The 21,709-nt window shown below is 59.4% G+C and carries 18 protein-coding genes and 3 tRNA genes; 6 read left to right on the forward strand and 15 right to left on the reverse strand.

Annotated elements, in window-relative coordinates:
- Nucleotides 1-33 precede the first annotated feature (33 nt).
- Nucleotides 34-2,073 (reverse strand): FAD-dependent oxidoreductase, encoded by a 2,040-nt coding sequence (locus J4E53_RS16720; RefSeq protein ID WP_103309323.1) that lies wholly within the window; start codon nt 2,071-2,073, stop codon nt 34-36.
- A gap of 239 nt (nt 2,074-2,312) precedes the next feature.
- Here J4E53_RS16720 and J4E53_RS16725 point away from each other — a divergent pair, with 239 nt between their 5' ends.
- The 3 genes from J4E53_RS16725 (at nt 2,313) to J4E53_RS16735 (ending at nt 5,874) form a co-directional block, all read left to right on the forward strand.
- Nucleotides 2,313-3,530 carry a DUF3422 domain-containing protein gene (locus tag J4E53_RS16725; protein ID WP_103309325.1) on the forward strand — a complete coding sequence of 406 codons (1,218 nt, stop codon included), beginning with the start codon at nt 2,313-2,315 and terminating at the stop codon, nt 3,528-3,530.
- Between the two features lie 173 nt (nt 3,531-3,703).
- Complete coding sequence (locus J4E53_RS16730) at nt 3,704-4,834, forward strand: carbon-nitrogen hydrolase family protein (protein ID WP_103309327.1); 1,131 nt, start codon at nt 3,704-3,706, stop codon at nt 4,832-4,834.
- Between the two features lie 2 nt (nt 4,835-4,836).
- The gene (locus J4E53_RS16735; protein ID WP_060738321.1) at nt 4,837-5,874 is read left to right on the forward strand and encodes an AraC family transcriptional regulator; all 1,038 of its coding nucleotides are present in this window, start codon (nt 4,837-4,839) and stop codon (nt 5,872-5,874) included.
- 279 nt (nt 5,875-6,153) lie between these two features.
- Here J4E53_RS16735 and J4E53_RS16740 read toward each other — a convergent pair whose 3' ends face one another.
- From J4E53_RS16740 to J4E53_RS16785, 10 genes are all read right to left on the reverse strand, one after another.
- Nucleotides 6,154-7,053 (reverse strand): DUF2242 domain-containing protein, encoded by a 900-nt coding sequence (locus tag J4E53_RS16740; RefSeq protein WP_103309329.1) that lies wholly within the window; start codon nt 7,051-7,053, stop codon nt 6,154-6,156.
- 344 nt (nt 7,054-7,397) lie between these two features.
- Entirely contained in the window at nt 7,398-9,269 is a 1,872-nt protein-coding gene (locus J4E53_RS16745) for a SurA N-terminal domain-containing protein (protein WP_060738323.1), read from the reverse strand.
- Between the two features lie 224 nt (nt 9,270-9,493).
- On the reverse strand, nt 9,494-9,766 hold the full coding sequence (locus J4E53_RS16750; RefSeq protein WP_002552737.1) for an HU family DNA-binding protein: 273 nt from the start codon (nt 9,764-9,766) through the stop codon (nt 9,494-9,496).
- 149 nt (nt 9,767-9,915) lie between these two features.
- Nucleotides 9,916-12,312, reverse strand: coding sequence for an endopeptidase La (lon, locus tag J4E53_RS16755; protein ID WP_014339302.1), 2,397 nt, complete (start codon nt 12,310-12,312; stop codon nt 9,916-9,918).
- A 161-nt stretch (nt 12,313-12,473) separates the two neighbouring features.
- Entirely contained in the window at nt 12,474-13,757 is a 1,284-nt protein-coding gene (clpX, locus tag J4E53_RS16760) for an ATP-dependent Clp protease ATP-binding subunit ClpX (protein WP_024778305.1), read from the reverse strand.
- 107 nt (nt 13,758-13,864) lie between these two features.
- Nucleotides 13,865-14,506, reverse strand: coding sequence for an ATP-dependent Clp endopeptidase proteolytic subunit ClpP (clpP, locus tag J4E53_RS16765; protein WP_003183177.1), 642 nt, complete (start codon nt 14,504-14,506; stop codon nt 13,865-13,867).
- Between the two features lie 93 nt (nt 14,507-14,599).
- Nucleotides 14,600-15,910: a trigger factor gene (gene tig, locus J4E53_RS16770; protein ID WP_060738324.1), complete on the reverse strand. Its 1,311-nt coding sequence runs from the start codon at nt 15,908-15,910 to the stop codon at nt 14,600-14,602.
- A gap of 422 nt (nt 15,911-16,332) precedes the next feature.
- Nucleotides 16,333-16,417 (reverse strand) — tRNA-Leu (locus J4E53_RS16775).
- Between the two features lie 58 nt (nt 16,418-16,475).
- Nucleotides 16,476-16,551: transfer RNA gene (locus J4E53_RS16780), tRNA-His, on the reverse strand.
- Nucleotides 16,552-16,592: 41 nt separating this feature from the next.
- Nucleotides 16,593-16,669, reverse strand: a tRNA-Arg gene (locus J4E53_RS16785).
- 281 nt (nt 16,670-16,950) lie between these two features.
- Between J4E53_RS16785 and folD the strand changes: the two genes are divergently transcribed.
- Both folD and pbpG read left to right on the forward strand, forming a co-directional pair.
- Nucleotides 16,951-17,805 (forward strand): bifunctional methylenetetrahydrofolate dehydrogenase/methenyltetrahydrofolate cyclohydrolase FolD, encoded by an 855-nt coding sequence (gene folD, locus J4E53_RS16790; RefSeq protein WP_053120836.1) that lies wholly within the window; start codon nt 16,951-16,953, stop codon nt 17,803-17,805.
- Nucleotides 17,806-18,136: 331 nt separating this feature from the next.
- The gene (pbpG, locus tag J4E53_RS16795; RefSeq protein WP_060738325.1) at nt 18,137-19,075 is read left to right on the forward strand and encodes a D-alanyl-D-alanine endopeptidase; all 939 of its coding nucleotides are present in this window, start codon (nt 18,137-18,139) and stop codon (nt 19,073-19,075) included.
- Between the two features lie 114 nt (nt 19,076-19,189).
- On the opposite strand, the gene J4E53_RS16800 is transcribed toward pbpG, so the two are convergent.
- Complete coding sequence (locus J4E53_RS16800; protein ID WP_060738326.1) at nt 19,190-19,384, reverse strand: DUF6021 family protein; 195 nt, start codon at nt 19,382-19,384, stop codon at nt 19,190-19,192.
- Between the two features lie 101 nt (nt 19,385-19,485).
- Nucleotides 19,486-20,163, reverse strand: coding sequence for a hypothetical protein (locus tag J4E53_RS16805; RefSeq protein ID WP_060738327.1), 678 nt, complete (start codon nt 20,161-20,163; stop codon nt 19,486-19,488).
- A gap of 224 nt (nt 20,164-20,387) precedes the next feature.
- Here J4E53_RS16805 and J4E53_RS16810 point away from each other — a divergent pair, with 224 nt between their 5' ends.
- Complete coding sequence (locus J4E53_RS16810; RefSeq protein WP_170842391.1) at nt 20,388-20,552, forward strand: hypothetical protein; 165 nt, start codon at nt 20,388-20,390, stop codon at nt 20,550-20,552.
- Nucleotides 20,553-20,632: 80 nt separating this feature from the next.
- Here the strand turns inward: J4E53_RS16810 and J4E53_RS16815 are convergent, their stop codons facing one another.
- Together J4E53_RS16815 and J4E53_RS16820 are read right to left on the reverse strand one after the other, a co-directional pair.
- Nucleotides 20,633-21,382, reverse strand: a complete 750-nt coding sequence (locus tag J4E53_RS16815) for a TerC family protein (RefSeq protein ID WP_060738328.1) — start codon at nt 21,380-21,382, stop codon at nt 20,633-20,635.
- A 26-nt stretch (nt 21,383-21,408) separates the two neighbouring features.
- Complete coding sequence (locus J4E53_RS16820) at nt 21,409-21,660, reverse strand: hypothetical protein (RefSeq protein ID WP_060738329.1); 252 nt, start codon at nt 21,658-21,660, stop codon at nt 21,409-21,411.
- Nucleotides 21,661-21,709: the final 49 nt, after the last annotated feature.

Raw genomic sequence — 21,709 nt, forward strand, 5'->3', positions numbered from 1 at the left:
TCGCTCCCACAAGGGTTTTCCTGGGGTTGAGCCTTACAACTGCGCCGCCAACCGCGAACCCTGGTTGATCGCCCGCTTGGCATCCAGTTCCGCCGCCACGTCGGCACCGCCGATGAGGTGAACGGTCTGCCCCGCCGCTTCCAGGCCTTCCTGCAGCTCACGCAGCGGATCCTGGCCGGCGCAGATCACGATGTTATCCACGGCCAGCACTTGCGGCTCGCCGGTTTCGCCGATGCGAATGTGCAGCCCGTCATCGTCGATCTTCAGGTATTCGACGCTGTTGAGCATCTGCACCTGCTTGTTCTTCAGGCCCGTGCGATGAATCCAGCCGGTGGTCTTGCCCAGGCCGTCACCGACCTTCGAGGTCTTGCGTTGCAGCAGGAACACCTGGCGCGCCGGTGCATGGGGTTCAGCCTTGATCCCGGCCACGCCGCCGCGGGCCTCGAGGTGGGTGTCGATGCCCCACTCCTTCCAGAACGCCTCACGGTCCTGGCTGGTGGCGACGCCCTGGTGAACCAGGAACTCCGACACGTCGAAGCCAATACCCCCGGCACCGATCACCGCGACGCTGCGGCCCACCGGCTTGCGCTCAAGGATCACGTCCAGGTAGCTCAAGACCTTGGCATGCTCCACCCCGGGAATCGCCGGCACGCGTGGGGCGATGCCGGTGGCGAGGATGATCTCGTCGTAACCGCCAGCCACCAATTGCGCCACATCCACCCGGGTGTCGAGGCACAACTCGACATGGCTGGTCTGCAATTTGCGTTTGAAGTAGCGCAGGGTTTCGAAGAACTCTTCCTTGCCCGGCACGCGCTTGGCAATGTTGAACTGACCACCGATTTCACTGGCCGAATCGAACAGCGTCACCTGGTGCCCACGTTCGGCCGCCACCGTGGCCGCGGACAACCCGGCCGGGCCGGCACCGACCACGGCGATTTTCTTCACCTGGGTCACCGGCAGGTAGTTCAGCTCGGTTTCATGGCAGGCCCGTGGGTTGACCAGGCAACTGGTGAGCTTGCCGCCAAAGGTGTGATCCAGGCACGCCTGGTTGCAGCCGATGCAGGTATTGATTTCATCGCCGCGGCCGGCAGCGGCCTTGTTGACGAACTCTGGATCGGCCAGGAACGGCCGCGCCATGGAGACCATGTCGGCATCGCCTTCGGCCAGGATCTGCTCGGCCACTTCCGGGGTGTTGATACGGTTGGTGGTGATCAGCGGGATGCTCACCGAACCGCGCAGCTTGGCCGTGACTTTGCTGAACGCCGCCCGCGGAACTTTGGTGGCGATGGTAGGAATGCGTGCTTCGTGCCAACCGATACCGGTGTTGATGATCGTCGCGCCGGCCTGCTCGATGGCCTTGGCCAATAGGACGATTTCGTCCCAGGTGCTGCCGCCTTCCACCAGATCGAGCATCGACAGGCGAAAGATAATGATGAAATTCGGGCCTACCGCTTCGCGCACCCGGCGGACGATCTCCACCGGCAGGCGCATGCGGTTTTCATAGCTGCCGCCCCAACGGTCGGTACGGTGGTTGGTGTGGGCCGCCAGGAACTGGTTAATGAAATAACCTTCCGAACCCATGATCTCGACGCCGTCGTATTCGGCCTTCTGGGCCAGGACCGAACAGGTGACGAAATCGCTGATCTGCTTCTCGATACCCTCCTCGTCCAGTTCCTTGGGCTTGAACGGGTTGATCGGCGCCTGGATCGCGCTCGGTGCCACTTGCTTGGGGCTGTAGGCATAGCGCCCGGCGTGAAGAATCTGCATGCAGATCTTGCCACCGGCCTCGTGCACGGCCCGGGTCACGATCCGGTGCTTGAGCGCCTCTTCTTCGGTGGTCAGCTTAGCCGCGCCGGAGTAGACCCCGCCCTCGTCGTTCGGCCCGATCCCACCGGTGACCATCAGGCCCACGCCGCCCCGGGCGCGTTCGGCAAAATACGCCGCCATGCGTTCGAAGCCACCGGGTTTCTCTTCCAGGCCGGTGTGCATCGAGCCCATCAGGGTACGGTTGCGCAACGTGGTGAAACCCAGGTCCAGCGGGGCCAGCAGATGCGGGTAATGGGAGGCGGTCATCGGTAACTCCACAACGGGCGATCACGGAAAAAAGCGCAGCTCTGCGGCATGCGTCTGTCATGGCCCACAGCGTAAGAGTCCGGATGCGGGTGCTCAATGACCGTAACTGACAAGTTAATGATCCAAATGTGCAGCGCACCGATCAGCCGTGCGTGACTCTCGGTGGAATGCACCAGTCCTATCAACGCTGGTCCAGGTGCTCAACCCTAAAATAACCCTAATAACACGGTCGCCCTCGCATGCATCCCCAACGAAAAATGCTGCACAACGAGTTGCACGCCCGCCCGTCGCTGTACTTCGACGAACCGGCCCACGTCTTCCACCTGGCGTTTCTGGGCGACAATGCCCAGTGCGACGCGCTGCTCGAGCGACTGTGCCCCGATACCGTCACCACGGAGGCCGCACAAGGCATCACCCGCCTGGAAGGACATCCGCTGAAGTGGGAACGCCACGCCGAGTTCTTCACCCTGACCCTGGTCGTGCCAGCCAGCAGCAATGAGTTGCACTGGACGACGCTGCCCGAAAGCCTTGCCCGTGGGATCGAAGGTCACGCCCAGCACCTCATCAATGCCGTTCAGGTGGTGGTGCGCGCAGAAGCCGGTCTCGACCTGCCCAGCTACGGTTTCAAGGACCCTTGCGGTTCATGCGTAGGCGGTGGCGATGCCGTGGTCTGGAGCGATTTTCGCCTGACCGAGGACGGCACCAATCGCCTGCTGTTCATCAACCGACGGCTCAACGCTTATCGCCAGGGACGCATGATCCGGCGCCTGCTGGAAATCGAGACCTATCGCATGATGGCGTCCTTGTCGCTCAACATCGCCAAGGCCCTGGACCCGCAACTGAACGAATTCGATCGCACCCTGGTGAGCCTGTCCGAACGCAACGCCAATGCCAGCGGCGTGCATGCCAAGGCCCTGCTGGAGGACATCGCCCTGCTGTCTCGCCAGGTGGTCAGCAGCACGGTCAGGAATCGCCACCGCTTCAGCGCAACCCGCGCCTACGCACAATTGGTGTTCGAACGCCTGGGGGAGTTGCGTGAAAGTCACCTGGGGGATTGCCAGCGACTGGGCGTGTTCATCGAACGGCGTTTCAAACCCACGGTGCGTTATTGCGCAGCCACCGAACAGCGCCTCGAACAACTGGCGATGAGCGTCGCCAACCTGGGTGATCTGCTGCAAGCCCGCGTGCAAGTGGAGATGGAAGACCAGAACGCCGAGATCCTGCGCAGCCTCAATGCCCGTGCCGATGCACAGATCAAGATCCAGCGCGCGGTGGAAGGCCTGTCGATCATTGCCATCACCTACTACCTGATCAACCTGTTCAAGTTGGTCTACAGCGGGTTGCATACCTTGGGCGCGAACCTCTCGGCCCGTGAAGCGCTGCTGGGCATGACGCCACCGGTGCTGTTGATCATGCTGCTGATTCTGATCCGGATCAGAAAGGCCAAAAGTCACTAGCGCGCCTTGCCGGCGCAGAGGGTGACCAAAGATTCCTTGGGCACCCTCTGCGGGGGCTTGCCGTGCGTACAAATCAGCGCCCGCCCTTCGCTAATCCCTTGTTTTACCGTACCCTGCCCCGTAGCTCTTGATGAAAAATCACGAACCTGCACACGGCCGCTGACTGTTCCCCCATGCGCAAATTTCTGTACCTGCTGTTTTCACTGGCCTTGATTGCCGCCCTGGTCACCTACGCACTGTGGACGACCGATCGTCCGGCGGGTCATTACCTGTCAGACCTGCGTATCAACCTGGCGGTCGACCAGGGCACGCCCGCCGACCGCGGCAACCTGCTGGGCATCCAGCCTGAACTGTTCCCCACCGACTACCAGAGCCCCGAGCGCCTGCACCGCAAACTGGCGGCCTACCTGCAGGCGGCTCGCGACCAGGGTTTTCTCAATGCCAAGACCGTGGTGGTCCTGCCCGAGCACATCGGCACCTGGTTGATGATCGGTGGCGAAAAAGACGAGTTGTACCAGGCCACCACCCTGAAGGAAGCCATGCACTGGCTGGCGGTCAGCAATCCACTGGCGTTTATCCAGGCGCTGGTCAGTGCCCAAGGCGATAACCGCCTGGAGGATGCCTACCTGCGCATGAAAGCCCAGGGCATGGCCCGCGACTATCAAGCGCTGTTCGGCGGACTGGCCAAGGAGTTCGGCGTCACCCTGGTGGCCGGCTCCATCGTGCTGCCCGAGCCCAGCGTCAGCGACGGCGAGCTGAAGATTGGCCGCGGCGCCCTGTACAACAGCAGCCTGGTGTTCAGCAGCGATGGCCGGCCGATCGGCCAGCCGCAACGCCAACGACATCCGGTCTTCGAACAGCAGGATGTGCTGGGCGCCGACCATCCGGTCCCACCCCTCGTCATAGACACCCCCGCCGGGCGCCTGGGCGTGCTGATCGGCAGCGACAGCTGGTACCCGCTCCACTACCGGCAGCTCAACGAACAGGGCGCGCAACTGATCGCGGTGCCCGCCTTCATCATCGGTCGCGGCGCCTGGGACAAGCCCTGGAGCGGTTATAAGGGCCTGTCCACACCGAGCGAAGTGAGCCTCAAGCCCGGTGAAGTGAGCGAGGGGCAAGCCTGGCATCGCCTGACATTGACCGGTCAATTGCCCATCAGCCAAGCCCTGGGCGGTGTCAGCGTGTTCCTGCGTGGCCAGTTCTGGGACAGCGGTAGCGCCGGCCAGAGTTTCATCAGCCACAACGGCCAGCACTTCCCCGATGGCGAAGCCCGTGGCGCGCGCCTGCTTAACCTGTGGTTGTGAGCATGAAACCGCAGCCGATGCGCCTGGGGGACCTGTCAGTAGGTTTCGTCCACAGCCTGGCTGACGCAATTGCCAGCCATGGGCAGGACCCCAAGCCTTTGCTGGAGCAGTACGGCCTCGATGCCGCGCGCCTGGCCGAGCCCGGCGCACGCCTGTCGATCCCACGCTACATGCGCCTGGGCCACGCCGCGATTCAACAGACCCAGGACCCGGCCCTGGGCCTGCGCATGGGTCAGCTCGGGCGCTTGAGCCAGGCCGGGCTGGCGGGCGTTACCGCTGCCCAGGCACCGACCGTGCGCGAGGCGGCCCGCTGCATGATCCGCTTCGAGCCGCTGTATGGCTCCAACTATCGCGGCCAATCGAGTTTTCATGAGGATGCCCGCGGCGCTTGGCTACGGTTCTATTCCATCAGCCCGTATAACGCCTACAACCGCTTCGTGGTGGATTCGATCATCGCCGGCTGGCTGGCCCAACTGTCCAGCGTCAGCGGCATCGCGCTGCGGCCCGAACGCATCGAAATCGAATTCGAGGAACCGGCGTACCTGGAGGCTTACCGCACGCTCGGTGACTGCCCGATCCAGTTTGGCGCCGAACAGAATCAACTGCGACTGGGCCTGGACAGCCTCGCCCAGCGCAACCCACAGCATTGCCCCAGCACCTGGCACCATATGGTTCAATTGTGTGAGCGGGAACTGGAACAACTGACCCGCACCCGCAGCCTGCGTGAGCGCATCATTCAATTGCTGGGACCGTTGCTCAGCGGGGGCCGGGAACCCGACCTGGAAGAAGTGGCGGCCCGCCTGAAACTGCCGACCTGGACCCTGCGGCGCAAGCTGGCCGAGGAAGGCACGCAATTTCGCGCCATCCTCAACGACACCCGCCGCGACTTGGCCATGACCTACATACGCGATACCGAACTGGCGTTCGGCGAAATCGCCTACTTGTTGGGGTTTGCCTCAGCCGAGGCCTTTCAACGAGCCTTCAAACGCTGGAACGACCAGACGCCCGGGGAATTTCGTCGTAGTCACAGAGGGCGTTGAGCTTCAAGCGCTAGCCTGTTCTCCTACAACTCCGTTGCATCTTCGGCGGGTTCCAGCGGGTCCAGTTCATAGGCCTGGTATTCCAGCAGCTCTTCCTGATAATCGTCCATTACGTGTCCTTCCCCTGTTATTGAATCCAATGCCTGATGGCGCTGGCATCAGCATAAAGCTGCTTTATGAACAAAACATGAAGCAAAGGCTTCATGAATTAAACGTAGCACAGGGTCGGGAAATTACCGCGTGAAGTGTGACAGGGCGTAACGCCTTGCCACGGGAAGCTCAGGAAGCCGGAAGCGGCTGGATCGGCTCGCTCGGGGCCGGTAACGAGCTGGACGGTGGTGGTGGCGGTGTCACGGTTTCCGTCGTCGGCGCAGACTCGAACGACTCAGGCGCAATCGGCGCTGGCTCGCTCGGCGGTGCGACGGGTTCCGACACCGCAGGGGCGGTTTCGACGGGGGCCGGCGCAGCCTCCTCTACCGGCGTGGCTGCTGCGGGTGCAGGCGCAACCGGTTCCGACGCAGGTGCTGCAGCTGGAGCCGGAGCCGGAGCCGGAGCCGGCATCAAGGCGGCCGGCTCAGCCTTGGTTTCCGGGACACCCAGCTCAGTTTTTGGCTTATCGGCATTCTCGGCCTTCTCGGCAGCTTTCTTCGCTTCGGGGGGCAGGAACAGCTCCACCAAGGCAAAGAAACGCTCATAGAACTTGGCCGCCGACACGGTTTCGCTGGCGACCTTGACCATCGAATCGTCCGAAGAGCCGATCGGCATCGACACCGACCCCAGCACGCCCACCCCCAGGCTGGCGGAGTTGTTGGTTTTCTTCAGGGCATAACGGTCCTGCAGGGCGTTGGCGAACATGGTCGCACGGTGTCCGGCACCACCGTCCTCGGCACAGACCAGGTTGAAACTGATCTCCATGTGGGTCTCGCCGGTCTGCTGGAAACTCTTGTGGCCACTGACCAGCTTCGGATCGCTGCTGGTGATGATGTAGCCCTGGCTGAGCAACGCCCGGCGCCCGGCCTCGCAGGTCGCCGCGTCACTCACGGGATAAGTGCGCGAGAACGTGCCGGAATCATCGAAGTTCTCGTGCTCGTAGATGGCGGCTTTCTTCGACGAGCAACCGGCTGCGGCGGCCAGCACCAATGCAAGCCCGACGGTGCGCATGTGAAATGATTTGAACATTGAACATCCTGAGAGAAACGGTCCGGGGCGTATTGTGCAACAGAACGCGACCTGGCAGCGTGGCTAATCTTGTTTCAAGGGGGTTACAAGTTTACTGGGGGTTGTTTGCAGGAAAAAGACGCTAATCCGGTGGATCGACGAACACCCGCTTTTGGGCAACAAGCTGATACAAAAACCCTGGCATTTTGGCCCGATGCGGTTCACTTGAGCCGTTACCGAAGAAATGGATGTCCCCCTCACCCTCCCCAAAAAAACCAAAAAAAAACGGCGCTTCCCATTTCTGAAGAAGCGCCGTTTTTTCAAGTGAGCAGCATCACAGCCAGGTTTGAAAAAGCATCAAGCGATTAGAAACGCTTGATATCCGCCTGACTCTCCAACTGCTTGCGATAGGCCGCGAAGTCCTGCTGACCCACACGGGACGCAAGGTAGCGACGATATTCCGCTTTCTCTTCGTCAGTCGGTGCCGCCGCTTCGTTCACGCCGTTCAGACGCACGACCACCAGGCTGCCGTCAGGCAAGGTCACGCTGCTGAACGTCGGCTTGTCCTTGGACTCAGGCTTGGGCATGCGGAACAGTGCTTGCAACACCGCTGGGTCGATGCCTTCCTGGTTGCGGGTGGCCGCCTCGGTGGGTTTCCAGCCTTGGCCGTCAACCGCTTTGTCCAATGCCGTCTTACCGTCGCGCAGACTGGCAATCAGCTCGTCGGCGCGGGTCTTGGCCGCTGCGCTGGCGTGTTCCTTGGTCAGTTGCGCACGAATCGGCCCGGCCACTTTTTCCAGGGGCAGTTGCTCAGGCTTGCGGTGCTCCTTGGCACGCAGCACCACGACGGTTTCCGGGTCCAGTTCGATGGCGGTGCTGTTGGCACCCTCATCCAGCACTTCCGGGCTGAACGCCGCAGTGACCACGGCACGGTTGGCCGCAATCCCTTCACCGCCTTCACGACCGAACGGGGCCGATGTGTGGACGGTCAGCTTCAGGTCCTGAGCCGGCTGCGCCAGGTCGGACGCTTCGAACGAGGCATCCTCCAGTTGCTTGGTCGCCTCCACGAAACGCTGCTCCACCTGCTGAGTCTTCAACTCGCGAGTCAGCTTGTCCTTGAGACTGGCGAAGGTCGGCACTTCGGGCGCCTCGACACCCAGCAGCTTGATCAGGTGCAGACCGAAATCGGTGCGGACCGGTGCCGAGACCTGGTCCTTGCTCAAGGCGTACAAGGCCTTTTCGAATTCCGGATCGTAGACGCCTGGGCCGGCATAGCCGAGATCGCCGCCATTGTTCGCCGAACCCGGATCCTGGGAAAACTCCTTCGCCAGGGCTTCAAACGACTCGCCTTTGGCCAGGCGAGCCTGGATCTCTTCGATCTTCGCCTTGGCCTGGGCTTCGGTCACCTTGTCATTCACTTCGATCAGGATGTGCGCAGCGCGACGCTGCTCGGACAGGTTGGCGATTTCTTTCTGATAGGCCGCTTGCAGGTCTTCGTCCTTGACGCTGACCTGATCGAAGAAAGAGGCTTTCTTCAGCTCGAGGTAATCGATGACCACCTGGTCAGGCGTCATGAATTCCTTGGCGTGTTGGTCGTAGTAAGCCTTGACCTCATCATCGGTCAGCTTCACCGACGCAGGATCGGCCTTGATGCTCAAGGTGGCGAAATCACGGGTCTGCTTTTCCAGGCGGGCGAATGCCAACACTTGGGCATCGGTGACAAAACCGCTGCCCGCCAGGCCGGCGCGCAACTGACCGATCAGCATTTCCTGAGCCAGCATCTGGCGGAATTGCATACGGCTGTAACCCAACTGGCGAATCACCTGATCGAAACGCTCGGCACTGAATTTGCCATCGACCTGGAACTCAGGCGTTTGCAGGATGACTTGATCGAGCGCAGCTTCGGAGAAAGCGAATTTCGCATCGTGTGCGCCTTGCAGCAACAACTTGCGGTCGATCAGGCCCTTGAGCGCCGAATCGCGCAGCATTTTTTCGTCCAGCAGGGAGGCGTCGAAATCCTTGCCCAGCTGTTGCATGAGCTGACGGCGTTGCATGTCGACCGCCTGGCTCAGCTCGTTCTGGCTGATATTTTCGCCGTTGACCTTGGCCGCGTCGTTACTGTTGGTAGTAGCTTGGAAAATGGCATCGAAACCGGTCAACGCCATCAATGCGACGATGACCCCGATGATGGTCTTGGCAATCCAGCCTTGTGAATTGTCCCTGATATTCTGCAGCATGCGTCCCCCAGAAACGGTTGAACTTCAAATTTAGGCAACCGTGGAGCGTGGGTAGAATCCGGATAGAAGAAAGGCGCATCCGAGGATGCGCCTTCTCGTAACTGGCGGAGCGGACCGGGCTCGAACCTGCAAGCCCTGGCGTGCCAGGCCGGTTGTAACCGGCCATATTACCGCTCCGCTGCCAAGCCAGGCATGACCCCGACCCGGATAAACTCAACGAAACCTTAGTTAACGGCTTCTTTCAGTGCTTTACCAGCTTTGAAGCCTGGCTTTTTGGCAGCAGCGATTTCCAGCGTCTTACCGGTCTGCGGGTTGCGACCGATACGAGCAGGACGATCGGTCACGGAGAAGGTGCCGAAACCAACCAGAACAACGGAGTCGCCAGCCTTGAGAGCGCCAGTGACGGATTCGATTACAGCGTCCAGCGCACGGCCAGCAGCAGCTTTCGGGATATCAGCGGATGCAGCGATAGCATCAATCAGTTCCGACTTGTTCACTCTAAGTCCCCTTATATCTATTTGAGATGATTCTAAGTTTTTTTGGTGAAAGCAAAAACGAGTGCTGAATGGCCTGCAGACACTTAAGAGCCGCTTTATAACAAGGGCTCTAAAAAACTGTCAAGGAAGGCCCTCCAGGCCAATGCGTATTAATGCGTGCTAATTCTTTCCTTAGAGTCAGACTCTCGCTTTTCTTCCTTCGCGACAATCTCAGGAGCCACATCCGGCAAGGGCTCCGGCGCGTATTGCAGCGCAATTTGCAGGACCTCGTCAATCCATTTAACCGGTTTGATCTGAAGATCTTGCTTGATGTTGTCAGGAATTTCCTTCAGATCGCGGACATTCTCTTCGGGAATGATCACGATCTTGATCCCGCCACGGTGTGCCGCCAGCAGTTTTTCCTTCAGGCCGCCAATCGCCAGGACCTGGCCGCGCAGCGTGATTTCACCCGTCATGGCGACATCGGCGCGCACCGGGATGCCGGTCAATGCCGAGACCAGGGCCGTGCACATGCCTACACCGGCGCTTGGACCGTCCTTGGGCGTAGCCCCTTCAGGCATGTGGATGTGTGTGTCGCGCTTCTCATGGAAGTCCAGGGGAATGCCCAGGCTCCGCGCACGACTGCGCACCACCGTCAGCGCCGCGGTGATCGACTCGACCATCACGTCGCCCAGGGAACCGGTCTTGATCAGTTGCCCCTTGCCCGGTACCACGGCCGCTTCGATGGTCAGCAACTCACCACCGACCTGAGTCCACGCCAGGCCAGTCACCTGGCCGATCTGGTCCTGCTGCTCGGCCAGGCCGTAGCGGAACTTGCGCACACCCAGGAAGTGCTCCAGCAGGTCCGCAGTGACCTTGACCGCGAAGCGTTTTTCCAGCGCATGTTCCTTGACTGCCTTGCGGCAGACCTTGGCAATCTGCCGCTCCAGGCCACGCACGCCGGCTTCGCGGGTGTAGTAGCGGATGATGTCGCGAATCGCTTCCTCGTCGAATTCCAGCTCGCCTTTTTTCAGCCCGTTGGCCTGGATCTGCTTGGGCGAAAGGTACTTCACGGCGATGTTGATCTTCTCGTCCTCGGTGTAGCCCGGTAGACGAATCACCTCCATCCGGTCCAGCAATGCCGGCGGAATGTTCATGGAGTTGGAGGTGCAGAGGAACATCACGTCCGACAGGTCGTAGTCGACCTCAAGGTAGTGATCGTTGAAATTGTGATTCTGCTCGGGATCGAGCACTTCGAGCAACGCAGAAGCGGGATCGCCGCGCATGTCGCTGCCCATCTTGTCGATTTCGTCCAAAAGGAACAGCGGATTGCGCACGCCGACCTTTGTCATTTTTTGAATCAATCTTCCTGGCATCGAACCGATGTAGGTCCGGCGATGACCACGAATTTCCGCCTCGTCACGCACGCCACCCAAGGCCATGCGTACGAATTTGCGGTTGGTCGCGTGGGCAATCGACTCCGCGAGGGAGGTTTTACCAACCCCGGGAGGACCGACCAGGCACAGGACCGGGCCGCGAATCTTTTTCACGCGTTTCTGTACGGCGAGATACTCGAGGATGCGCTCCTTGACCTCTTCCAGGCCGTAATGGTCGGCGTCGAGGATGTCTTCAGCCCGCGCCAGGTCCAGACGTACCTTGCTCTGGGCTTTCCACGGCACCTGGACCAGCCAGTCGATGTAGGAGCGCACCACGGTGGCTTCGGCAGACATCGGCGACATTTGCTTGAGCTTGTTCAACTCAGCCTGAGCCTTGGCCAAGGCATCCTTGGGCAAGCCAGCGGCATCGATGCGCTTTTTCAGCTCTTCGATTTCGTTGTGACCTTCGTCGCCATCGCCCAGCTCTTTCTGAATGGCCTTCATCTGCTCATTCAGGTAGTACTCGCGCTGGCTGCGCTCCATCTGCTTCTTGACGCGACCGCGAATGCGTTTCTCGACCTGCAACAGATCGATCTCGCCGTCGAGCAATGCCAACACGTGCTCGACACGGGCAGACAGGTCGATAATCTCGAGGATTTCCTGCTTCTGCTCGATCTTGAGGGCCATGTGGGCCGCCATCGTATCGACCAGCCGCCCAGGCTCGTCAATGCTGTTGAGCGACGACAGGACCTCTGCAGGCACCTTCTTGCCCAGTTGCACGTATTGTTCGAACTGCGACAGCAGGCTGCGGACAAACACCTCTGATTCACGCTCGGGCGCATCGACTTCTTCGATCAGCGACACTTCGGCCCGGCAATGGCCGTCCACTTCGCTGAAACGTTCGACAGTCCCGCGCTGCTCGCCTTCGACCAGGACCTTGACGGTGCCGTCGGGCAACTTGAGCAATTGCAGAACCGTTGCAATCGTACCTACGCGATACAGTGCGTCTTCGCCGGGATCATCGTCGGCTGGATTTCTCTGAGCCAGCAGAAGAATCTGCTTGTCACCCGTCATCGCAGCCTCGAGGGCTTCGATGGACTTCTCGCGCCCCACGAACAGCGGGATAACCATGTGCGGATACACCACGACATCGCGCAATGGCAGGAGAGGCAATTCGATGGTTGTCTTCATGATTTCGCCTCTACGGCGGCCCTAGGGCCGGAAACAGATGGAAGTAAGCTTGAAACCAAGATGGGGGCAGCCTTGAAAAAAAACAAGCGCTAAGACACGTCTAAAACACGCTAAAAGCAAAGGGGCCCGAAGGCCCCTTCTTTATTCCGGCAGCGGGACGCTTATGCGTCCGGTGCGGCCTTGGCAGCCGGCTCACTGTTTTCATAGATATACAGTGGCTTGGACTTGCCTTCTATAACGCTTTCGTCGATCACGACTTTACTCACCTCAGACTGCGAGGGGATTTCATACATCGTGTCGAGCAATACGCCTTCGAGAATCGAGCGCAACCCACGGGCACCGGTCTTACGCTCCAGGGCACGTTTGGCGACCGATTTCAGCGCGTCGGAACGGAATTCCAGGTCTACACCTTCCATTTCGAACAGCTTGGCATACTGCTTGGTCAGGGCGTTTTTCGGCTCGGTCAGAATCTGCATCAACGCCGCTTCATCCAACTCATCCAGCGTCGCCAGGACTGGCAGACGACCGACGAATTCCGGGATCAGACCGAACTTGACCAGATCGTCAGGCTCGACTTCACGCAGGGACTCACCGACCTTCTTGCCCTCTTCCTTGCTGCGTACTTCAGCATTGAAACCGATGCCACCACGGGTGGAACGGTTTTGAATAACCTTTTCCAGGCCGGAGAACGCACCACCGCAGATGAACAGGATGTTACGGGTGTCGACCTGCAGGAATTCCTGCTGCGGATGCTTGCGACCACCTTGGGGTGGAACGGAAGCGACCGTACCTTCGATCAACTTGAGCAAGGCCTGCTGCACGCCTTCACCGGAAACATCCCGGGTGATGGACGGGTTGTCGGACTTGCGGGAAATCTTGTCGATTTCATCGATGTAGACAATACCCATCTGGGCTTTTTCCACATCGTAGTCGCACTTCTGCAACAACTTCTGAATGATGTTCTCGACATCTTCACCTACATAACCCGCCTCGGTGAGAGTGGTTGCGTCGGCGATGGTGAACGGAACGTTCAGCAAACGAGCCAGGGTTTCGGCAAGCAGGGTCTTACCCGAGCCTGTCGGGCCGATCAGCAGGATGTTGCTCTTGCCGAGTTCGACCTCGTCATTCTTTTTGTCACGCTGGTTCAGGCGCTTGTAGTGGTTGTACACCGCTACGGCCAGTACCTTTTTCGCACGTTCCTGACCAATCACATACTGATCAAGGATGCCGCTGATTTCTTTAGGCGAAGGCAATTTATGCGCGCTGCTCTCGGCCTGGGCTTCCTGCACCTCCTCGCGGATGATGTCATTGCACAGGTCGACGCACTCGTCGCAAATGAAGACCGAGGGGCCGGCAATCAATTTGCGCACTTCATGCTGGCTTTTGCCACAGAAGGAGCAATAAAGCAGTTTGCCGTTGTCCTCGCCGTTGCGGGTGTCAGTCATTCGATCGATCCAAATCCGATAGGCTTGCAACACAAGATGAAGGCAATTGCGGGCTTTTTCAAGCCCGCAGGCGGCCGGTCATCCCAACCACCTGCATTTTGAGCGGCTTAGGCAGGCATTTGACGCTTGTTGATCACAGAGTCGATCAGGCCGTATTCGGCTGCACGCTCGGCGCTCATGAAGTTGTCACGTTCGGTGTCGCGCTCAATGGTTTCGAGGCTCTGGCCAGTGTGATGAGCCAGCAACGAGTTCAGGCGCGAACGAATGTGGAGGATTTCCTTGGCATGGATGTCGATATCCGACGCCTGGCCCTGGAAACCACCCAATGGCTGGTGAATCATCATCCGCGAGTTAGGCAGGCAGTGACGCTTGCCCGCGGCGCCACCGGCCAACAGGAAGGCACCCATGCTGCAGGCCTGACCGATGCAGATGGTGGAGACGTCAGGCTTGATGAACTGCATGGTGTCGTAGATCGACATGCCCGCAGTCACCGAACCGCCAGGTGAGTTGATGTACAGATGGATATCCTTGTCCGGGTTTTCCGCTTCAAGGAACAACAGCTGCGCCGCGACCAGGTTGGCCATGTAGTCTTCAACGGGGCCGATCAGGAAGATGACGCGTTCCTTGAGCAGACGCGAGTAGATGTCATAGGCACGTTCGCCGCGGGCGGACTGCTCGATAACCATCGGGACCAGGCCGCCTGCGGCCTGGATGTCAGAGCTCTGCTGATAAAAAGAATTGCGGGACATGTCTCGCAGTCACTCCCAAATAGTTATGTCTTGAATACGCATAAGCCAGCACGAAGGCTGGCTTATGGGTGTTTATTTCTTACCGCAGAACCATCAATCGGCTTGTGGAGCTTCCACCGGCTTGACCGCTTCTTCGTAAGAGACCGCTTTATCGGTCACGCTAGCTTTCTGCAGAACAGTATCCACAACTTGTTCTTCCAGCACAACCGAACGGACTTCGTTCAGTTGCTGGTCGTTCTTGTAGTACCAGGACACGACTTGCTCAGGCTCTTGATAGGCCGAGGCCATTTCCTGGATCAGCTCACGAACGCGGGCTTCGTCAGGCTTGAGCTCGAACTGCTTGACCACTTCGGCAACGATCAGGCCCAGCACGACGCGGCGCTTGGCCTGCTCTTCGAACAGCTCGGCCGGCAGTTGGTCCGGCTTGATGTTGCCGCCGAACTGCTGAACAGCCTGCACGCGCAGACGGTTCACTTCGTTGTCCAGCAGGGCCTTTGGCACTTCGATCGGGTTGGAGGCCAGCAGACCGTCCATGACCTGGTTCTTGACCTTGGACTTGATGGCCTGGCGCAGCTCGCGCTCCATGTTCTTGCGAACTTCGGTGCGGAAACCTTCCAGACCGGTTTCCTTGATACCGAACTGGGCGAAGAACTCTTCGTTCAGCTCAGGCAGTTTCGGCTCGGAAACGCTGTTGACGGTCACGGTGAACTCGGCGGCTTTGCCAGCCAGGTCCAGGTTCTGGTAATCCTCGGGGAAGGTCACGTTCAGAACGCGCTCTTCACCGGCCTTGGCGCCAACCAGGCCGTCTTCGAAGCCAGGAATCATGCGACCGGAGCCCAGTACCAGCTGGGTGGCCTTGGCGGAACCGCCAGCGAACACTTCACCGTCGACCTTGCCGACGAAATCGATGTTCAACTGGTCTTCGTTCTGGGCAGCACGCTCGGTCACTTCGAAACGGGTGTTCTGCTTGCGCAGGATGTCCAGCATCTTGTCCAGGTCGGCATCCGACACGTCAGCGCTCAGGCGCTCGACAGCGATGGACTCGAAACCGGCAACCGTGAACTCCGGGAACACTTCGAACGTGGCGACGAATTCCAGGTCCTTGCCTTTTTCCAGCACTTTAGGCTCGACGGACGGTGCGCCGGCCGGGTTCAGCTTCTGCTCGACGACCGCTTCGTAGAACGAAGACTGGATCACGTCGCCCACAGCTTCCTGACGCGCATCAGCTTCGTAACGCTGACGGATCACGCTCATTGGCACTTTGCCTGGGCGGAAACCTGGGATTTTGGCCTTTTGGGCAGTCTGCTGCAGACGCTTGTTGACCTGAGTCTCGATGCGCTCAGCCGGCACGGTGATGCTCATGCGGCGCTCAAGAGCAGAAGTATTTTCAACAGAAACTTGCATGGATATTCCTCGTTGCACAGACGTTGGCCGGGCGTTTCCGACCCCAGAATCAAGGGCATGCATTCTAGTAGGTCAAACTCAAGAAGTCACCCTACTGAAAACGCGCTGGAAACAGGCGCCGGATTTAGGGCGGGGCAAACGGTCATGCCCCACCCGGATTGCAAATACAGTCGATTCAGTCCAAGGCTCTGCGCCAACGCTTCTATATATAGAAGCCGCTTCTCCGGTCGCGCAGCGCCCCGCCCCACAAGGAGACCAACGGGCATACCGCGCATCATCACGAAACACATTCGTGACAAACCGACCGCTGCGCACAACCGCAAAAACAGTACCGACGCCAAACACAGAACCACTGAAAACAAAAACGGCGCAGCCCCTTTCAGGTACTGCGCCGTTTTCTGCTATTTAAATAGCCACTTGTATGGTGCGGACGGAGAGACTCGAACTCTCACACCTTGCGGCGCTGGAACCTAAATCCAGTGTGTCTACCAATTCCACCACATCCGCGTATCAAGCTTTTAAAGCAAAGGCGCCAGATTGTTAGATCTGGCGCCTTTCTAGAATATGGGGTGGACGATGGGGATCGAACCCACGACAACGGGAGTCACAATCCCGTGCTCTACCAACTGAGCTACGCCCACCATATTGCCTTGTTGCCTTACTTGTGCCAAAGCTGCCTAATTGGCGCACCCGGCAGGACTCGAACCTGCGACCATCCGCTTAGAAGGCGGATGCTCTATCCAGCTGAGCTACGGGCGCCTTTTTAATCTGTATTCTTGGACGATTACAAACTAAGTGCTTTCAGTTTTGCCGAGTTGAAACAACCAACTCCGCTCCACCTTCTTAACCAGTGCTAGGCTGTGCCCGACAAGTGCGACGAATGTTATAGACGGCCTGATAGGTCGTCAACTCTTTTTTAAAAAAAATTCATTTAATTAAAGGGGTTAGGGGAATTTGCAGACCAAGCGCCTTTGCCCTCACGCCCCGGCATGCGAGAATGCGTTCTCTTTTTTTCCCCTCTCGATGGTTAACCACGCGCAATGACTGCACAACTTATCGACGGCAAATCGATCGCCGCCAGCCTGCGCCAGCAGATCGCCCAACGAGTCACCGAGCGCCGCCAGCAAGGCCTGCGTACGCCCGGCCTTGCGGTGATCCTGGTCGGCAGCGATCCTGCCTCTCAGGTTTATGTCTCGCACAAGCGTAAAGACTGTGAAGAGGTCGGCTTCCTTTCCCAGGCCTACGACCTGCCTTCCGAAACCACCCAGCAAGCGTTGGCCGATCTGATCGATCGCCTGAACGACGACCCGAACATCGACGGTGTTCTGCTCCAGTTGCCGCTGCCTGAACACCTCGACGCCTCCAAACTGCTGGAGCGTATCCGCCCGGACAAAGATGTCGACGGTTTCCATCCTTATAATGTCGGCCGCCTGGCCCAACGCATCCCACTGCTTCGTCCCTGCACCCCCAAAGGCATCATGACCTTGCTGGAAAGCACTGGCGTGGACCTGTATGGCCTCGATGCCGTGGTAGTGGGAGCGTCCAACATCGTCGGCCGCCCGATGGCCATGGAGTTGCTGCTGGCCGGCTGCACCGTGACCGTGACCCATCGCTTCACCAAGGACCTGGCCGGCCATGTCGGCCGTGCCGACCTGGTGGTAGTGGCCGCCGGCAAACCCGGGCTGGTAAGGGGCGAGTGGATCAAGGAAGGCGCCATCGTCATCGACGTGGGCATCAATCGCCAGGACGACGGCAAGCTGGTGGGCGACGTGGTCTACGAGACCGCCCTGCCCCGCGCTGGCTGGATCACCCCGGTACCCGGCGGCGTAGGCCCGATGACCCGGGCCTGCCTGCTGGAAAACACGTTGTACGCGGCCGAGACGCTGCATAGCTGATCGACGCGCCAACAAAGACCCTGTGGGAGCGAGCTTGCTCGCGATAGCGGTGGACCGGCCAACATCCAAGTTGACTGACACACTGCCATCGCGAGCAAGCTCGCTCCCACAGGTGTTTCCGGGGCCTGGACTTATCCGCCAGGTATCGATCGCGCAAACTACAAGATTTTCAGATTCGATTCGCCAGAATCGCCCTTCATTAAACTTTATTTATTCACAAGCCTTGGCGATACAGGCATATAGCGCTGCTATCGCCCATACTCCTAAAATGCGACGTTTTCTTTAAAAGTCGTTGCTCAACGGCACCTTCAACTCCATCGAGTCTACTCGCGTGAAAATCCGTCTTTCGATCATCAGCCTGTTCATCGCTTTCACAGGCCCCTTCATCACGCACAATGCCGTTGCACAGGAAACCATCGCGGCCCCTCGGGATTCAGCCAAGCTGCAAGTGGCCTCGGGCAGCGCGATGCTGTTGGACCTGCAGACGGATAAAGTCGTTTATTCGAGCAACCCGGACGTGGTGGTGCCTATCGCTTCGGTGACCAAGTTGATGACCGGCCTGATTGTGCTGGATGCCAAACAGAACCTGGATGAATACATTTCCATCACCATCGCCAACACCCCAGAGATGAAGGGCGTGTTTTCCCGGGTCAAGCTCAACAGCGAACTGTCGCGCCGGGACGTACTGCTGATCGCCCTGATGTCTTCGGAAAACCGCGCCGCCGCCAGCCTCGCCCACCACTATCCGGGCGGCTATGCGGCATTCATTGCCGCCATGAACGCCAAGGCCAAGGCATTGGGCATGACCAGCACTCATTACGTCGAACCCACGGGCCTGTCGATCAACAACGTCTCCACCGCCCGGGACCTGACCAAGCTGTTGATCGCCGCCCGCAAGTACCCACTGCTGAGCGAACTGAGTACGACCAAGGAAAAGACCGTTACCTTCCGCAAGCCTGTGTACAGCCTGGGATTTCGCAACACCGACCACTTGGTCCACAAGGCCAACTGGGATATCCAGTTGACCAAGACCGGCTTCACCAACCAGGCCGGCCACTGCCTGGTGCTGGTGACGAAAATGGGCAATCGCCCGATGGCGCTGGTGATCCTCGACGCCTTTGGCAAGTACACGCACTTCGCCGACGCCAGCCGGATTCGTAGCTGGGTGGAAACCGGAAAAAGCGCCGCCGTGCCCGCGGTGGCCCTGCAATACAAGGCCGCCAAGAATCTCAAGAGCCGCCAGAGTGGCGTGGTGGAAGCCTCCAAATAATTCAGCGGCACAAAACTGTGGGAGCAAAGCTTGCTAGCGATAGGGATGGGCCAGTCGACAATGCCGTTGACTGGTCTGCCACCATCGCGAGCAAGCTTTGCTCCCACAGGTTATTTATGGCTTCAAGTCACCCAGCGGATCATAGGGCTTGGGCTTGCGCTCATCCTTCTTGTCCAGGGGCGCCTTGGCCGGCCCTACCGGATCGACCTGGGGATCCTCAAGGTCCGGCGAATCCGGATCGAATCCCAGGTCATCACCGCTGGAATGCTCTGATGAATGTGGCCCCGTAGGTGTTTTCGACTGTGCCATGCGTGCCTCCTCCAATCACGGTCGGAAAAATCCCCAACCCTGACGATAAGAGCCTCAAGCCCGCGAGGTCGTGCCCGACAAGTGACGAACGGGACGCTCGATCAATGCGCAGCGCCCAGGGCCTTGGTGGCCCGCGCCGCGGCTTGCTCCTGCCCTGCCCCACCCAGATCAGCCGCCGCTTTCAGCCAGCGCTGCGCGTCGACATTGGCGGGAAGCTGCGTGGGTCGCTGGACCAGCACCGCCCAGCCGCCGGCGCTCTGGAAGGCCGACTCGAAGGCACTGAAGCTCATCAACTGCCGCCGGTTCATGCCTGCACGCAGCAACACCGTCTGCTTCTGACGGTTGTAGCCGGCGAGAATCCCATACCGAGGCGCGGCCCAGAACGCCGAACCGTCGATATAGCGCACCAGCACCGGATAGCCCGCCGCGACCTGCTCCAACAGCGCAGGCAGCTTGGCGTCCAGGGGATACACCAGCAGCCCGTACTCTCGTGCCAGGGTGGGCATATTCTGCTGCAAATCGGCTTCGCCACCGGGCAGGTGCAATGGTTTTTCCAACAACCCCGGGGTGATCACAGTGCCTTGCAACGTCAACAAGGCGGCCAGGGACTGCGGAGCCCCCTGGTACATTTCGCCACGGTAGAACGGCACGCTATTGAGCTCCACCCGCTCGGGCAGGCGCTGGATCTGCGGCGATACGCTGCCCGCGCAACCCGCCAGGGCGACGAGGCAGGACACCGCCAGTACCAGTGATCGAAACGATGAAATGACCGGCGACATGACGACTCTCTTGTTCAGGCACCCGGCATCCGGGCCGGGCTTGGGTCGACGATCATAAGGTGCGCACAGCCCTGGGTATAGCCATAAGCATCGTTTTACGGCGGCAATAGAACGAACCGATCCGAACCCCAACGCCATGGATCGATCAGTTGCAACACTTGAGCGACTAGACTGTCCATTGTACTGGGTGCGATATCCCGAACCGGGGATAGAAGGAGGCACGAATGAGCCTGACCACGACAATCCTGATGCTGATATTCGGCTGGCTGAGCGTAGCCACGGCCATGCTGTGGGGAGTGCTTCGAATCGCTCGGCGCCATCATCATGCGCCACCTGCGCCATCGGAAAAAGCCGCCAAACCTGCCCGACGCCACGCCGCCGCACACTGACCCTTCACGTTCAAACCCATAACGCTCAAATAAAAAAAGCCACCCGGGCCTGGACCCGGGTGGCTTCTGTCTGCCTGGAATCAGGCGTTGTCGGCCAGCGCCTTTTCCTTGGCCCGACGGGACAACATGTTCAACACCTCGATCGCCGCCGAGAACGCCATGGCCGCATAGATATAGCCTTTCGGTACATGGGCGCCGAAGCCTTCGGCGATCAGCGTCATGCCGATCATGATCAGGAAGCCCAGAGCCAACATGACTACCGTCGGGTTGTCATTGATGAACTTGGCGAGCGGTTCAGCCGCCAACAGCATCACCAGCACCGATACGACGACGGCGATGATCATGATCGGCAAATGCTCGGTCATGCCCACGGCGGTGATGATGCTGTCGATGGAGAACACCAGGTCCAACATCAGGATCTGACCGATGGCCGCGGCAAAGCCCAGGGTCACGCCGGACGTGGCCGACTTGGGATCATTTGGCGCAGGATCCATGCTGTGGTGGATTTCAGTGGTCGCTTTCCACAGCAGGAACAGGCCACCGGCGATCAGGATCATGTCTTTCCAAGAGAACGCCTGGCCCAGGATTTCGATGACCGGTTCGGTCAACTGCACAATGAAGGCAATGGTGCTCAACAAGCCCAGGCGCAGGATCAGCGCCATGCCGATACCGATCCGCCGCGCCTTGGCACGATGCTGTACGGGCAGCTTGTTGGTCAGAATCGAAATGAAGATCAGGTTATCGATGCCTAGCACGATTTCCATCACGACCAGAGTCGCCAGGGCAATCCACGCGGTGGGGCTGGCGGCGAGCTGTAAAAGATAATCCATGGGTCAGTCCTGACTGATGTGACGCGTTAGATGGTTTTGGTAGGGGTTTGTGTTTCGTCAGCTTCGTCCGCCGGCTCTTTCTTCGGGCTGATCAAGCCACCGGTGGCTTCGCTGATCGCCTGTTCGGCGGCCTTGTGGGTCTCGTCGATGGCTTGCTTGGCGGTTTCCGCTGCCTGTCCCATCAGTTGCTGGGCACTTTTTTCAGCCTGTTCACAACCTGCCAGTGTCGTTACGGACATCACCAACAGGGCTGCCAGCCCCAGGGATTTGTATGTCATGGAATCAATGCCTCTTGGGAGAATAAAAGGAGCACAAAAAGTGGCCCAC

Origin of the sequence: Pseudomonas sp. FW305-28 (assembly GCF_017351395.1) — a bacterium.
Lineage (GTDB): Bacteria > Pseudomonadota > Gammaproteobacteria > Pseudomonadales > Pseudomonadaceae > Aquipseudomonas > Aquipseudomonas fluorescens_AA.